Source organism: Allocatelliglobosispora scoriae (genome assembly GCF_014204945.1).
Lineage (GTDB): Bacteria > Actinomycetota > Actinomycetes > Mycobacteriales > Micromonosporaceae > Allocatelliglobosispora > Allocatelliglobosispora scoriae.
In genome coordinates, this window is record NZ_JACHMN010000002.1 from 3321822 (window position 1) to 3335235 (window position 13414).

The 13414-nt window shown below is 72.2% G+C and carries 10 protein-coding genes and 1 pseudogene; 7 read left to right on the forward strand and 4 right to left on the reverse strand.

Annotated elements, in window-relative coordinates; all coding sequences use genetic code 11:
• Window positions 1–63 precede the first annotated feature (63 nt).
• Window positions 64–894 carry a class I SAM-dependent methyltransferase gene (locus F4553_RS20750; RefSeq protein WP_184838435.1) on the forward strand — a complete coding sequence of 277 codons (831 nt, stop codon included), beginning with the start codon at window positions 64–66 and terminating at the stop codon, window positions 892–894.
• Here the strand turns inward: F4553_RS20750 and F4553_RS20755 are convergent.
• Window positions 891–1931, reverse strand: a complete 1041-nt coding sequence (locus F4553_RS20755; protein WP_184838437.1) for an LCP family protein — start codon at window positions 1929–1931, stop codon at window positions 891–893. The two genes, F4553_RS20750 and F4553_RS20755, sit on opposite strands and share 4 nt — an antisense overlap.
• 104 nt (window positions 1932–2035) lie before the next feature.
• On the opposite strand from F4553_RS20755, the gene F4553_RS20760 reads away from it, so the two are divergent.
• Window positions 2036–3295 carry a nucleotide sugar dehydrogenase gene (locus F4553_RS20760; RefSeq protein WP_184838438.1) on the forward strand — a complete coding sequence of 420 codons (1260 nt, stop codon included), beginning with the start codon at window positions 2036–2038 and terminating at the stop codon, window positions 3293–3295.
• On the opposite strand, the gene F4553_RS20765 is transcribed toward F4553_RS20760, so the two are convergent.
• On the reverse strand, window positions 3276–4235 hold the full coding sequence (locus F4553_RS20765; protein ID WP_184838440.1) for an NAD-dependent epimerase/dehydratase family protein: 960 nt from the start codon (window positions 4233–4235) through the stop codon (window positions 3276–3278). The two genes, F4553_RS20760 and F4553_RS20765, sit on opposite strands and share 20 nt — an antisense overlap.
• Window positions 4232–5407 (reverse strand): glycosyltransferase, encoded by a 1176-nt coding sequence (locus F4553_RS20770; RefSeq protein ID WP_184838442.1) that lies wholly within the window; start codon window positions 5405–5407, stop codon window positions 4232–4234. The genes F4553_RS20765 and F4553_RS20770 overlap by 4 nt, the downstream gene beginning before the upstream one ends.
• A 67-nt stretch (window positions 5408–5474) precedes the next feature.
• On the opposite strand from F4553_RS20770, the gene F4553_RS20775 reads away from it, so the two are divergent.
• From F4553_RS20775 to F4553_RS20785, 3 genes are all read left to right on the forward strand, one after another.
• Window positions 5475–6644 carry a glycosyltransferase gene (locus F4553_RS20775; RefSeq protein WP_184838444.1) on the forward strand — a complete coding sequence of 390 codons (1170 nt, stop codon included), beginning with the start codon at window positions 5475–5477 and terminating at the stop codon, window positions 6642–6644.
• Entirely contained in the window at window positions 6632–8545 is a 1914-nt protein-coding gene (gene asnB, locus F4553_RS20780; RefSeq protein ID WP_184838447.1) for an asparagine synthase (glutamine-hydrolyzing), read from the forward strand. Before F4553_RS20775 ends, asnB begins: the two co-directional genes overlap by 13 nt.
• A gap of 74 nt (window positions 8546–8619) precedes the next feature.
• Entirely contained in the window at window positions 8620–9984 is a 1365-nt protein-coding gene (locus tag F4553_RS20785; RefSeq protein WP_184838449.1) for a lipopolysaccharide biosynthesis protein, read from the forward strand.
• 48 nt (window positions 9985–10032) lie between these two features.
• Here F4553_RS20785 and F4553_RS42500 read toward each other — a convergent pair.
• Window positions 10033–11229, reverse strand: a pseudogene (locus F4553_RS42500) (O-antigen ligase family protein); the annotation flags it as partial.
• 67 nt (window positions 11230–11296) lie between these two features.
• Between F4553_RS42500 and F4553_RS20790 the strand changes: the two are divergent.
• Window positions 11297–12274 carry an NAD-dependent epimerase/dehydratase family protein gene (locus tag F4553_RS20790; protein ID WP_184838451.1) on the forward strand — a complete coding sequence of 326 codons (978 nt, stop codon included), beginning with the start codon at window positions 11297–11299 and terminating at the stop codon, window positions 12272–12274.
• The gene (locus F4553_RS20795) at window positions 12271–13317 is read left to right on the forward strand and encodes a glycosyltransferase family 4 protein (protein ID WP_184838453.1); all 1047 of its coding nucleotides are present in this window, start codon (window positions 12271–12273) and stop codon (window positions 13315–13317) included. The genes F4553_RS20790 and F4553_RS20795 overlap by 4 nt, the downstream gene beginning before the upstream one ends.
• The last annotated feature ends 97 nt before the right edge of the window (window positions 13318–13414 follow it).

The following is a 13414-nucleotide window of genomic DNA, read 5'->3' on the forward strand; positions in this document are numbered from 1 at the left end:
ATAACCGGGCAGCCGCGTTTGATGATCGAAACAGCGAGCTCATCCGCGGAATGGGAGATCATCATGACGGCTGTCGTCGAGGCCGAGCGGTTCGGATTCGGGGCGAACTGGTTGTCGTTCCTGGAGGTCGTCGACGAGTCCCGGGTGGCGGCGGCCGTCGACTCGCTCACCGAGGTGCTGCGCAAAGCCCAGCCCAGCGCGGACCTGAGCGGTGCGAGCTTTCTCGACGTCGGCTGCGGCAGCGGGCTCTTCTCCCTCGCCGCCCAGCGCCTCGGTGCCCGGGTGCACGGGTTCGATGTGGACGCCGACTCCGTCGCCTGCGCGCAGGAGCTCGGTCGGCGGCTCGCACCGGACGCGCCGTGGACCGCCGAGGTCGGCTCGATCCTGCACGCCGATTACGTTCGCAGCCTCGGCACCTTCGATGTCGTCTACGCCTGGGGCGTGCTGCACCACACCGGCGACCTCGCCCTGGCACTGGAGCACACGGCCGGGCTCGTCGCCCCGGGCGGGCTGCTCTACCTGGCGATCTACAACGACCAGGGCTGGCAGAGCCGGGTGTGGACCCGCATCAAGCGCGCCTATGTCCGCTCGGGTCCGGCGGGGCGGGCCGCGCTGGTACGCGGGTCGGCTGCCTATTTCGGGAGCCGGCGGATCGCCTACCGGCTGGCGTCGGGGCTGATCGGCGGGCGCGGGCCGCAGACGCCGAAGCAGCCCGTCCGAGGGATGTCGGTCAAGCACGACCTCGTCGACTGGGTCGGCGGCTACCCCTTCGAGGTGGCCAAGCCCGAGGAGGTCTTCGAGCGGATGCGGCGGTCGGGGTTCGAGCTGCGGTTCCTGCGTACGTGTGGCGGCGGGCTGGGCTGCAACGAGTTCGTGTTCCAGCGCGTCGACTAGCGCGGCGCCTTGGCGAGGCCGTCGACGCCGTGCTTGGCGACATACGCGTCGAGCTTGTCGGACTTGACGGCCTGCCAGAACGGCTTGCCCAACGTGTGGTTGAGGTAGACGACGCTCTCGGTCCCCTCCCGGCCGAGGCCCGCGACGGGTGCCGTCAGGAACCGCACCCCGGTCCGCAGCTTCGGCGCGTCGGCGGCGAGGGAGAGCATGTCGTCGGTGGTGAACCCGGAGTCGACCCGGACCGTCTCGCTGACGGCGCGCAGCAGCCCGAGCAGCTTCGCCGGATCCGTCAGCGTCTCCTTGCTCAGCAGCTGCGTCATCAGCAGGCGCAGGAAGTTCTGCTGGCGCTGCACCCGGTCGATGTCACCGCGCGGCAGTCCGTAGCGCTGGCGGACGTAGAGCAGCGCCTGAGTGCCGTCGAAGTGATGGGTGCCCTTGGTGAAGGTGACGCCCTGCGACGAGTCGTGGCTGTCGGCGGGGATCGTCACGTCCACGCCGCCGACGGCGTCGGTGAGGGCGCGGAAGCCGGTCCAGTCGATGATCGCCACGTGGTCGATGCGCAGGTTGGTGAGGCGCTCGACGGTCTGGACGGTGAGGGGGGCCTGGCCCCAGGCGTACGAAGCGTTGATCTTGGCCTTGCGGTGGCCGGGGATCTCGACCCAGGAGTCGCGCGGGATCGAGATGACCGAGGCCTGGCTGCGATCGGGGCTGATCCGCACGACCATCAACACGTCGCTGCGGGCCTGCGGTTCGGTGGTGGTGAGCTTGCCGTCCCGGGTCCGCCGGGACTCCGTGTCGAGCCCCGCGACGAGCAGGGTCATCCCGACGTTGGTGCGGCTCGGCCGGGTCGAGGCCGGGATCGAGACGAAGGGGTCCGGGATCCGCTGCAGATCGTTGACGTAACTGCGGCTCGCGTAGCGCAGCGCGCCGTATCCGCCGAGCCCGGCGAGGAGCGCGATGGCGAGCAGCACCAGCACGACACGCCGCCAGCGGCGCCGCTTGCTGATCGGCGGAGCGGTGGCCGAAGCGTCCGTCACTGGAGAACTCCCTCTGCGTGTCGCCCCGGATACCCACAACGCCTGGCGAATAGTACGTATAAAACCTGATTGGCTCGTATTAGGCAATTTTGGGGAGTAGGCGCATGGCGCGGCGTGTCGTAGTAATCGGGCAGGGCTATGTCGGGCTCCCCCTCGCGGTCCGTGCCGCGGAGGTGGGCTTCGACGTCGTCGGGATCGACATCGACGAGCACCGGGTCAAGCTGCTCAACGCCGGTGAGTCCTACATCGACGACATCGGTGACGCGCGGCTGCAGGCCGTCTCCGGGCGCGGCACCTTCCGGGCCAGCTTCGACTTCGCCGACGCGGCCGGTTTCGATGTCTGCGTCATCACCGTGCCGACCCCGCTGCTCGGCGATCAGCCGGACCTGGCCTGCGTGGGCGCGGCAGCCGAGGCGATCGCGCCGCACATCCGGCCGGGCAGCATCGTGGTGCTGGAGTCGACGAGCTACCCGGGGACCACCGAGGAGATGCTGCGGCCGCTGCTGGAGGCGGGCAGCGGGCTGCTGGCGCGGGACGGCTTCCACCTGGGCTTCAGCCCCGAGCGCATCGACCCCGGCAACCCGCACTGGAGCTTCGACAACACACCGAAGGTCGTCTCCGGCATCGGCCCGGCCGCGCTCGCCGCGATCACCGAGTTCTACGCCGCGCTGGTGCAGACGGTCGTGCCGGTCTCCACCCCGCGTACGGCGGAGCTGACGAAGCTGCTGGAGAACACCTTCCGAGCCGTGAACATCGCGCTCGTCAACGAGCTCGCCACGGTCGCCCGCGACCTCGGCACCGACATCTGGGAGGCGGTCGGCGCCGCCTCCTCCAAGCCCTTCGGCTTCCTGCCCTTCACCCCCGGGCCCGGCGTCGGCGGCCACTGCCTGCCGATCGACCCGCGCTACCTCTCCTGGCAGGTGGAGCGGGTGACCGGTGCTCCGCTGCGGATGGTCGAGCTCGCCGACGAGGTCAACCGCGCGATGCCGATGCACGTCATCAACCGGCTCGCCGCCGGGCTCGCCGCCCGGGGCCGGACCCTCTGCGGGAGCCGGGTGCTGCTGCTGGGCCTCGCCTACAAGCGCAACTCGTCGGACCTGCGCGAATCGCCCGCGATGGAGATCGCGCACGACCTCTTCGAACTCGGTGTGGCGGTGCACGTCGTGGAGCCGATCGCGCACCCGGACACGATCCCGGCCGAATTCTCCCTGGTCCGCCTCGACGCGGCCGAGGCCCGGGCCGCCGATGCCGTGCTCGTGCTCACCGACCACGACTGCTTCGACTACGAGCTCGTCGCGCGCGAGGCGGCCTATGTCTTCGACACGCGCAACCGCTGCCAGGGTCCTAGCGTAGAGCTGCTGTGAGCGTCCCGGCGTAGTCCGGCTGCGCCAGGAACCACTCCAGCGTCCGGTCCAGCCCCTCCGCGAGCGGCATCGGCGCGACACCGGGGAAGAGGCGGCGCAGCCGTTCGTCGGCGGCCTGCGAGTCGCGGACGTCACCGGGGCGCGGCGGCAGGTGCGTCACCCGCAGCGGCCTGCCGACCCGGACGGCGATCAGCTCGGCGAGGTCGCGCACGGTGAGGCGGCTGCCGAAGGCGAGGTTGACCGGCTCGTCGCTGGTGACCCGGCCCAGCGCCGCGATCGCGAGCACCCGGGCCACCGTGGCGACGTAGGTGAAGTCTCGGGTCTGCCCGCCGTCGCCGTGCATCAGCACCGGCTCGTCGCGCAGGATCGCGTCGACGAAGGCCGGGATCACCGCGGCATAGGCGTGCCCGGCACGCTGGTAGGGGCCGTAGACGTTGAAGAACCGCAGCGCCATCACCGGCAGTCCGAAGGAGGACGCCCAGCTCAGCGCGTATGACTCGGCGGCGAGCTTGCTCGCGGCATAGGGGCTCAGCGGCCGGGTCGGCATGTCCTCGTGCCGCGGCAGGCCCGGTGTCGCGCCGTAGACCGACGACGACGAGGCGACGACGATCGGGATCGAGCGGCTCCGGCACGCCTCCAGCACGTTGGCGGTGCCGGTCGCGTTGATCTCGTGGCTGAGCATCGGGTCGGCGATCGAGCGGGGCACCGAGGGCCGCGCGGCGAGGTGGATCACGGCATCGGCACCGGCCGAGACCTCGCCGAGCAGCCGGCGGTCCATGATGGAGCCGATCACCAGCTCGGCCGGCACGCCGTCCAGGTTGTCGGCGAAGCCGGTGCTGAGGTCGTCGAGCACCACGACCGAGACACCGGGGTGTCCCACCAGCTCCCGGCAGACGTTGGCGCCGATGAACCCGGCGCCCCCCGTGACGAGAATCCTCATCCGACCAGCTCTCTGCTCGGGGCGGTCGCGATTCCGCGCGCCGCCGCCAGGGTGGTGTAGATCCGATCCAGCTCCTCGGCGAACCGGGCCGCCGTGAACCGCTCCTGCGCGAGCTCCCGCGCCGCCGTGCCCATGCGTTCGCGCAGGCCGGGCTCGGTCAGCACCCGCACGACCGCTCGCGCGAGCGCACCCGCGTCGGTCGGGCAGACGACGCCGGTCACCCCGTCGACGACCACCTCCGCCGCGCTGCCCACGCCCGTCGTGACGGCGGGCAGCCCGGCGAGCGCCGCCTCGACCAGGCAGAGCGGCATCCCCTCGTTGTCCGAGGTCAGCAGCGCCACGTCGGCGGCGGCGTAGACGGTCTCCACATCGGCGCGCCAGCCCAGCAGATGCACCCCGGGCAGCCCGGCCGCGCGGATTTCGCCCAGCAGCTCGCCGTCGCCGCAGACGACGAGGCTCGCCTGCGGCAGCGCCGCCCGGATCTCCCGCCACGCGGCTGTCAACCGGTCGATCCGCTTGATCGCCGTCAGCCGGCCCACAAAACAAACGACCAACCCCTCCGCCGGTACGCCGAGAAGCCCCCGCGCCACCGCCCGGCCGGGTAGGGGTTTGAGGGCGGTCCCGGGGGGCGTCACGGCGTACCCCCGGGGGGTTCCGATGCCCGCGGCCAGGAGGTCGTCGCGGACCTGTGCCCCGACGGCGATCAGGCGATCCGTCCGGCGGGCGAGCCAGCGTTCGGCCGTGACCACGGCCCGGGTGCGCCCCGGACCGAAGTAGCCGTGCAGCAGGTGGCCGTGGAAGGTGTGGACGATCACCGGTACCCCGGTGAGCATCGCGGCGACCCGGCCGAGCGCACCGGCCTTCGCGGCGTGGGTGTGCACGATGTGCGGACGGAAGCGGCGCATCCGGGCGACGAGGCCGGTGAGGGCGCGCAGGTCGTCGCCGGGGCGCACGGCCCGGCCGAGGCCCGCGATCCGCTCGACGGGCAGGCCGGGTGCCCGCAGCAGCACGTGGTCGGCCTCGTCGGCGCTGACCTGCCCAGCCAGGATGAGCTGCTCGAACCGGTCGGGATCGAGCCCGTGGCAGGCGGCCTCGGCGAGGACCGCCGGGCCGCCGACGTTCATGCGCGCGATGACCTGCAGCACGCGCAGGCGGCCGTGGCGCCCGTCCATAAGCAATCCCGTTCGGTACTGTTGGCCAGATTTGACCGAATAGTACTTCTTGCCGTGGACGGGATGGATGAGGCAGCTCACCGACAGCGTGGCGGCACCGGCCGAGACCGGCCTCGCCCCGCTGCGCTCCGTCGCCTTGATCATCGGGCAGCTCGGTCTCGGCGGTGCCGAGAAGCAGGTCGCACTCCTCGCCCTCGGCCTGCACCGGCGGGGCATCCACACCCGGGTGATCACGCTCTTCTCCGGCGGGCCCCGCGAGGACGACCTCCGTGCCGCCGGGGTGCCCGTGCACAACCTGGGCCTGCGGCGGCTGGGGCGCAATCCGGCCGACGCCGCCCGGCTGGCGATCGGTCTCGGCCGGCTCACCGCGCACCTGCGCCGGGACCGGCCCGATGTCGTGCACTCGTTCCTCTACCACGCTTACGTGCTGGCCACGCCGCCCGCGCGGCTGGCCGGAGTCAGGGTGGTGGTGGCCGGGCGGCGCAGCCTCGGCACCTATCTGGAAAACCGGCGGCTCGCCCAGGCCGCCCAGCGCGCCGTCACCCGCCGGACCGACCTGCTCATCGCCAACGCGTACGCGGTCGCCGACGACACCAGGCGGCGCGAAGGGCTCGGCGGCGACCGGCTCGCCGTCGTATACAACGGACTCCCCGACGCCGCCTTCGCCCCGACGACCCCCGCCGACCTGCCCGATCCGGTCGGACCGGTCGTGGTCTGCGTCGCCAACCTGCACGATTACAAGGGCCACCGACACCTGCTGGACGCGGCGGCACTCGTCCGGACACCGGTCACCCTCGTCCTCATCGGCGACGGCACCGAGCGGGCCGCCCTCGCCGAGCAGGCCGACCGCCTCGGCATCGACCTCCGCCTGCTCGGCCACGCGTCTCCGGAAGAGGTCCCGGCCTGGCTGGCCCGGGCCGATCTCGTCGTGCTGCCCTCCCTCACCGAGGGGATGAGCAACGCCGTGATGGAGGCGATGGCGGCCGGGCGGGCGATCGTCGCCACCGATGTCGGCGGCACCGGCGAGCTGCTGCGCGACCGCGGGTCGCTGGTGCCGCCCGGTGATCCGCGCGCGCTCGCCCACGCGATCGACGCCCTGCTCGACGACCCGGGCGAGCGGCTGCGGGTCGGCACCGCCGCCCGCGACTTCGCCCGCGAGCACCTCACCGCCGAGGCGATGGTGCGGCGGCACATCGAGATCTATCGGGAGCTGGTGGCAGCGAAATGTGCGGGATAGCGGGGATCGTCGGCACGGCCGAGCCGGACCAGGACGCGCTGCGGCGGATGTGCGACGCGATCATCCACAGGGGACCCGACGGGGAGGGCGCGCACCTCGGCCGACACGCCGCGCTCGGCATGCGGCGCCTCGCGATCGTCGACGTGGCCGGGGGCGACCAGCCCGTCTACAACGAGGACCGCACGGTCGTCGCGGTCTTCAACGGCGAGCTCTACAACCACCCGGAACTGCGGGCCGAGCTGCTCGCCAAGGGCCACACGCTGCGCGGATCCGGCGACTCCGAGTGCCTGGTGCACCTCTACGAGGAGTACGGCGACGAGCTCGTGCACCGACTGCGCGGCATGTTCGCCTTCGCGATCTGGGACGCGCGCCGGGACCGGCTGCTGCTCGCCCGGGACCGGGTCGGCAAGAAGCCGCTCTACTGGAGCGAGACCGGCGGTCGGCTGCGCTTCGCCTCCGAGCTCAAGTCCCTGCTCGCCACCGGCGACCCCGCGGCGCTGGACCTGACGGCGCTGCATCACTACCTCACCTATCAATACGTTCCGGCGCCCTGGTCGATCCTCGACGGCATCGCGAAGCTCCCACCCGGACATATCCTGACCTGGGAGAACGGCGTTACCGCGACGCGTCGCTACTGGCGCCTGGACAGCACGCCGGTCACCGGGCTGCGGCTGCCCGAGGCCGAGGAGCGGCTGCGCGAGCTGCTGCTGGACGCCGTACGCGTGCGCATGATCAGTGAACGCCCGGTCGGTGCCTTCCTCTCCGGCGGCGTCGATTCGGCAGCCGTCGTCGCCGCGATGACCCGGGTCTCGGCCGGACCGGTGCGGACCTTCTGCGTCGGGTTCACCGATGCCCGTTACGACGAGAGCGGCGCCGCCCGCAGCATCGCCCGGCACCTCGGCACCGAGCACCACGAACTCATCGTCGACGCCGCCGACATCGAGGCGATCGGGCTGCTCACCCGGCACTTCGACGAACCCTTCGCCGACTCGTCCGCGCTGCCCAGCCTGCGCGTCGCGCAGCTCACCGGCGAGCACGTCACCGTCGCGCTCACCGGTGACGGCGGTGACGAGAGCTTCGGCGGGTACGAGCGCTACCGGCTGATGGCACTCGGAACGCGGGTGCCGACCGGGCTCGCCCGCGGGCTGGGGATGGGGCGGCTCGGCGCCGAGATCGTCGCGCGGACGCGGCCGCTGTCCCGGCGCCGGGCGGCCGGCCGGGCACTGGAGCTGCTGGCGCAGCCGCTCGGGCGGCGATACGCCCACCTCATGTCGCACTTCACGCCGCAGCAGAAGGACGCGCTCTACACCGACGACGTGCGCGCCTCGCTCGCCGGGGACGACAGTTACCGCCTGCTCGACGAGGCCTTCGCCGCGTCCCGGGCCACCGCCGACATCAACCGGATGATGGATGTCGACGTCAACACCTACCTCCCCGGCGACCTGCTCGCCAAGGTCGACATCACGACGATGGCGTACTCGCTGGAGGCACGGTCGCCGTTGCTCGACCATCGGCTGATGGAGTGGGCCGCGGGGTTGCCGTCGAGCTGGAAGGTACGCGGGGGCACCACGAAATGGCTGCTCCGGCGGGCTGTCGCACCGTGGCTGCCGGCTGATCACATCCGGCGACCGAAGCGGGGTTTCGGCGTACCGATGGCGCAGTGGCTCCGGACCGACCTGCGCGACCTGAGCCGGGACCTGCTCACCGACGAGACCGCGGTCGGGCGCGGCCTCTTCCGGCCCGAGGTCGTGCGGCTGCTCCTCGCCGAGCACGCCGAGGGGCAGGACCACGCGACCCGGCTGTGGTCGCTGATGCAGTTCGAGCTGTGGGCCCGCACCTGGCTGGACCGCAGCCCGGTCGGCGTGCCCTCCACCGCGGCCTCCCGCCAGTGGCGGGGGTGAAACTCGGGCGGGCGGCACCGCTCGTCATTCCGGCACCGCGAGCCCCCGCTCCCGGGCGGGACATCATGGCGACCGTGGGCACCCGCGCCGTTCTGCTCTGCCTCGGGGTGGGGACCGGAGTCGTGCTCGCCCGGGCGCTCGGGCCGGAGGGGCGCGGCCACTACACCGTGGCGGTGACGATCGCGACCGTCGCGATGGCGCTCGGCCACCTCTCGGTCGAGCAGGCCCAGATCTCGCTCTGGCGCGACCCGCTGCGCCGCGACGGGCTCATCGGCAACGGTCCGTCGCTCGGCCTGATCACCGGCACCGCCGCCGCGCTCGTCACCGGCGCCGTGCTCGTCGCGGGCCTGCGCTGGCCCGCGCTCGGCCTGCCGGACCCGCTGCTGCTCGGTGTGGCCCTCGCGAGCGTGCCGTTCACCACGGCGAGCGTCTACGTCACCGGCACCTCGCTGCTGCGCGGGCGGATCGGCGTCGTCAACCGCAGCCGCCTCGGTGCCGCCGCGGTCCAGTGCAGTGCTCTCGTGCTGCTCGCCGCCCTCGGCATGCTGACGGCGGGCTGGGTCGTCGCGATCTTCACCGCCACGGCGCTGCTGCAGTTCGTGCTGCTGCGGCCCGGACCGCACCGGTGGAACCGGTCGCTGGCCCGGCTCACGCTGCGGGCCGGGCTGCCGCTGCACACCGGCAGCTCCGCCTTCTTCCTGCTCCAGCGCGTCGACATCCTGCTGCTCAACGCGCTCGCGTCGCCGATCGCGGTCGGGCTCTACTCCGTGGCGGTGACCGTCGCCGAGATGACCCGGCTCATCGCGGACTCGGTCACCCAGACCGCCATGCCCGGCCTCGCCGACGCCGACGAGGAGGCCGCGATCCGGGCCACCCGGCGGGCCACCGTCGCGACCTTCGCGGCCGCCCTCGGCTCGGCCGGGGTGCTCGGGGGTTGCGCCTGGTTCGCCCTGCCGCTCGTCTACGGCCCCGACTTCGCCGGGAGCGCCGCGCCGCTGATCGCGCTCCTGCCCGGCCTGGTGCTGCTCGCCGGGACCCGGCCCGCCGGTGCGTGGCTGCTGCGGGTCGGGCGGCCCCACCTCGTCTCCGCCACCTCCGTCGCCGGGCTCGGCCTCAACGTGGCGCTCAACCTGCTGCTCGTGCCGCGCTTCGGTGCGGTCGGCTGCGCCCTCGCGTCAACAGCCGGTTATGGCGCACTCGCGCTCAGCCAGCTCTGCTGGTTCGTCCACGCCGGCAACCACCGGCTCCGGGCGCAGCGGCGGGTTCGCGAGCAGGATGCCGAGCGCCGCCCAGAAGGCGATCGAGACGGCGAGATTGCTCAGCGTGTTGGCGAAGAGCAGGGTCACCAGGTTGGTCACGACCAGGGCGCGGGCCATCATGTACTGACGGCCGCCACGGCGGCGAAGACCCATCGCGACCAGCACGCCGAACGCGATTAGCGCCGGCATGCCCGCCTCGGCGGCGAGCCGCAGGTAGTCGTTGTGGGTGTTCATGTAGATCCCGAAACCGTCGGCGGTCTGCGCGTAGGCGGCGAAGCCGGCGTACCCGATGCCGCGCAGCGGGTGGTGCAGCGCGACGTCTGCGGCGAGCAGTGCCGCCCGCGCCCGCACCGAATTGTTGTAGGTGAGCTCCGCCGAGGTACGCGAACCGTCCACGATCACCGTGGTCACCGACTGCACCCGGGGCGTCGGCTGCGCGCTGGGCCTCGGGCTCGCCTTCTGGCTCACCCCCGGGCGGGTTTTCGGGGTTGACTTCGGGTTGGGCTTTGCCGACTGCCTCGGGGCCGGGGACGGGACCGGGGTTGTCGCGACCGGGCTCGGTGCCGCCGTGGGCAGCGGATCCTTCTCACCGACATAGAGCGCCTGCGACATCGCGAGCGCGATCGCCGCCGCCGCGACGAGCCCGCCGACCTGCAGCCACCAGCGCCGACCGGCGACCACGACGTAGGCGAGCCCGACCAGCGCCGCGACCGTGGCACCGCGCGACTCGGTGGCGACGAGCGCGACCGCGCAGACCGCTCCCGGCAGCAGCCACAGCACCTGCCTGCGCTGCACCGCGAGGGCGAAGGACGCGACGACCGGCAACGCCAGCAGCGCACCCAGGTAGTTCGGGTTGAGCGTCAACCCGACCAGCCGATCGTCGGCCCGGTCCCCGGCGACCAGCACCATCACGGCCGCCGCCGCGCCGGAGATCGAGACCGCCGCGCAGAGCGCCTTCTCCGACAGGCGCATCGCGGCGCACGCGGCGAGCACCGTGAGCCCGGCGATCAGCGTGACCAGGTCATAGCGCGCCGCGTCGGCGTGGATCACCGCGGGCGCGACGGCCGAGATGACGAGGAGCAGGGCGAGCCCGGCGATCCAGGCATGCGCCCATCGCGGCCGGATCCAGCTGCTGCGCGGCGACATGATCATTGCCGTGGCGAGCGCGGCGACCATCGCCAGGACGGCGAGCCGGACGATCGCCCAGGACGCGCCGGAGACCGCGAGCGGCACGACGAGCAGCACCACCAGCTCGGGGGCGAAGGCGGCCGCCACGCCGATCGAAGCCGCGCCGAGACCGGCGAGCGGAACGTTGGCTCCCCGCAGGGCCAACCACACCGTGATCACCCCAGCGATGGCGGCGATGCTGCCGATCACGGTCCGACCGAACTTCGTCGTCACCAGTTCACCCTCCGACCGCCTCATGCTTCACGGCGAAGGTCACCTTATAGGACTATCATCGTAAAGGCCCTCTAACGCTATGGATACGGACATGACGACATACCTGATCACCGGGGGTGCCGGCTTCATCGGCTCTCACCTGACCGACCTCCTGCTCTCGCGCGGCGACCGGGTCATCGTTCTGGACAACCTGTCGACCGGCAGCCGGGCAAACCTCAGCGCGCACGACGACGACCCCGCGCTCACCTTCGTGCACGGCTCCATCCTGGACGAACTCGTCGTCGACGAGCTCGTGCACCAGGCCGACGTGATCGTGCACCTCGCCGCGGCCGTCGGCGTGAAGCTCATCGTCGAGCGGCCGCTGCGCTCGCTCACCACCAACATCGAGGGCTCGCAGATCGTGATGGCGGCGGCACACCGCTACCGCCGCAAGATCCTGCTCGCGAGCACCTCGGAGATCTACGGCAAGAACTCCGACGGGCCGCTCAGCGAGACCGCCGACCGGATCCTCGGCTCGCCGTCGGTCGCGAGGTGGGCATACAGCACCGCCAAGGCGGTCGACGAGACGATCGCCAACGTCTACCACCGGGAACGCGGGCTCCCCACGATCGTGGTGCGGATGTTCAACACCGTCGGGCCACGCCAGTCGCCGGCTTACGGCATGGTCATACCCCGACTGGTACGCCAAGCGCTCGCCGGCGAACCGCTCACCGTCTTCGGCAGCGGCACCCAGACACGCTGCTTCGCCCACGTCCACGACGTCGTCGACGCGCTCGTGCGGCTGCTCGACTCCGAGGGCGCGATCGGCGGCACCTTCAACGTCGGCTCCACCGGCGAGATCAGCATCCGCGACCTCGCCGAGCTGATCATCAAGCGCTGCTCCAGCACATCCGACGTGCGGCTCATCCCGTACGACGAGGCATACGAGTCCGGCTTCGAGGACATGGACCGGCGGGTGCCCGACACGACCCGGTTGGAGACCCTGACCGGCTGGTCGCCACGGCTCGGACTGGACGACATCCTCTCCGACGTGATCGCCGAATCGCGGTCGGAGCTCGTCGCGCTGTGAGTGTCGGGTTCTGCGCGCTCGTCAGCTTTGTCTGCGCACTCATCGGCACCGAAGTCATCCGGCGGTTTGCCCTGGCCCGGGGCATCACCGACCGGCCCGCCGCGCACAAGTCGCATCGTGCGCCGACGCCGCTGCTCGGCGGGGTCGCCGTCGCCTCGGCCGCCGTGGCCGCCGTCGTCCTGACCGGGTCGGCCCGGGACACCGCGACCCTGGCGATCCTCGCCGCCGGAGTGGTGCTGAGCGTGCTCGGGCTCGTGGACGACCTGTACCCGCTCGGGCCCGGCTTCCGGCTCATCGTCGAAGGCTGCGTCGCGGCGGGAATCGTGCAGGCGGGAGTGGTCGCGCCGGTCACCGGGGCCGGGTGGCTCGACGCCGCGCTGACCGTGGTCTGGCTGGTGCTCATCACCAACGCGATGAACCTGCTCGACAACACCGACGGGATCCTCGCCGTGGTCTCCCTGGTCACGGGGGTGGCCGTCGCGCTGGCCGGGGGCGGGGTGATCGCGCTCGCGGCTGCGGGAGCTGCGCTCGGGTTCCTCTGCCACAACCGGCCGCCCGCACGGATCTTCCTGGGGGACTCCGGGTCGCTCTTCCTCGGGATCGTGCTGGCGGCCTCGGCCGTGCGGGTCTCGTCGGCGCTGCCGATCGGGGCTGCGCCGGTCGCGTACCTGCTGCTCGCGATGCTGCCGGCGACGGCGGACACGCTGATCGTGATCGTTTCGCGGCGGCGGGCCAAGCGGTCGGTGCTGCTCGGCGGGGTCGATCACCTCGCGCACCGGCTGCGGCGGGCGGGGCTGTCGCCGTGGGGGACGGTCCTGGCGTTCGGGGTGGGGTGCGGGGGTGCTTCCGGGCTCGGCTGGCTGGTCGCGGAGGGCGCGCTCGGCGGGGTGTGGGCGCTGAGTGGCGGGGTGGTGGCGGTGTCCGTGCTGGTGGTGGGGGCGCAGCGGGTCCGGTGCTATGACGGTGCCGGTGTGACGGCACCTATGCAGGGCCAGCCTCGCGATGCGGTGGCGGTTGCGGTGGGGGCGGGTCGCGAGGGCTAGCTTGACGAGGTCCCACTCGGCACCATTCCGTTCCTGGACGCCGCACTGCACGTAATCCCGCCTATGACAGGTGAGAACCGTGTACGTCGTCGAGGCG

What these genes read in the sequence shown, in the direction of transcription:
- F4553_RS20760 (WP_184838438.1), top strand. Translation starts at nt 2,036, where the DNA reads ATGGCGCGGCGTGTCGTAGTAATCGGGCAGGGCTATGTCGGGCTCCCC.
- F4553_RS20790 (WP_184838451.1), top strand. Translation starts at nt 11,297, where the DNA reads ATGACGACATACCTGATCACCGGGGGTGCCGGCTTCATCGGCTCTCAC.
- F4553_RS20775 (WP_184838444.1), top strand. Translation starts at nt 5,475, where the DNA reads ATGAGGCAGCTCACCGACAGCGTGGCGGCACCGGCCGAGACCGGCCTC.
- F4553_RS20770 (WP_184838442.1), bottom strand. Translation starts at nt 5,407, where the DNA reads ATGGACGGGCGCCACGGCCGCCTGCGCGTGCTGCAGGTCATCGCGCGC.
- F4553_RS20765 (WP_184838440.1), bottom strand. Translation starts at nt 4,235, where the DNA reads ATGAGGATTCTCGTCACGGGGGGCGCCGGGTTCATCGGCGCCAACGTC.
- F4553_RS20750 (WP_184838435.1), top strand. Translation starts at nt 64, where the DNA reads ATGACGGCTGTCGTCGAGGCCGAGCGGTTCGGATTCGGGGCGAACTGG.
- asnB (WP_184838447.1), top strand. Translation starts at nt 6,632, where the DNA reads ATGTGCGGGATAGCGGGGATCGTCGGCACGGCCGAGCCGGACCAGGAC.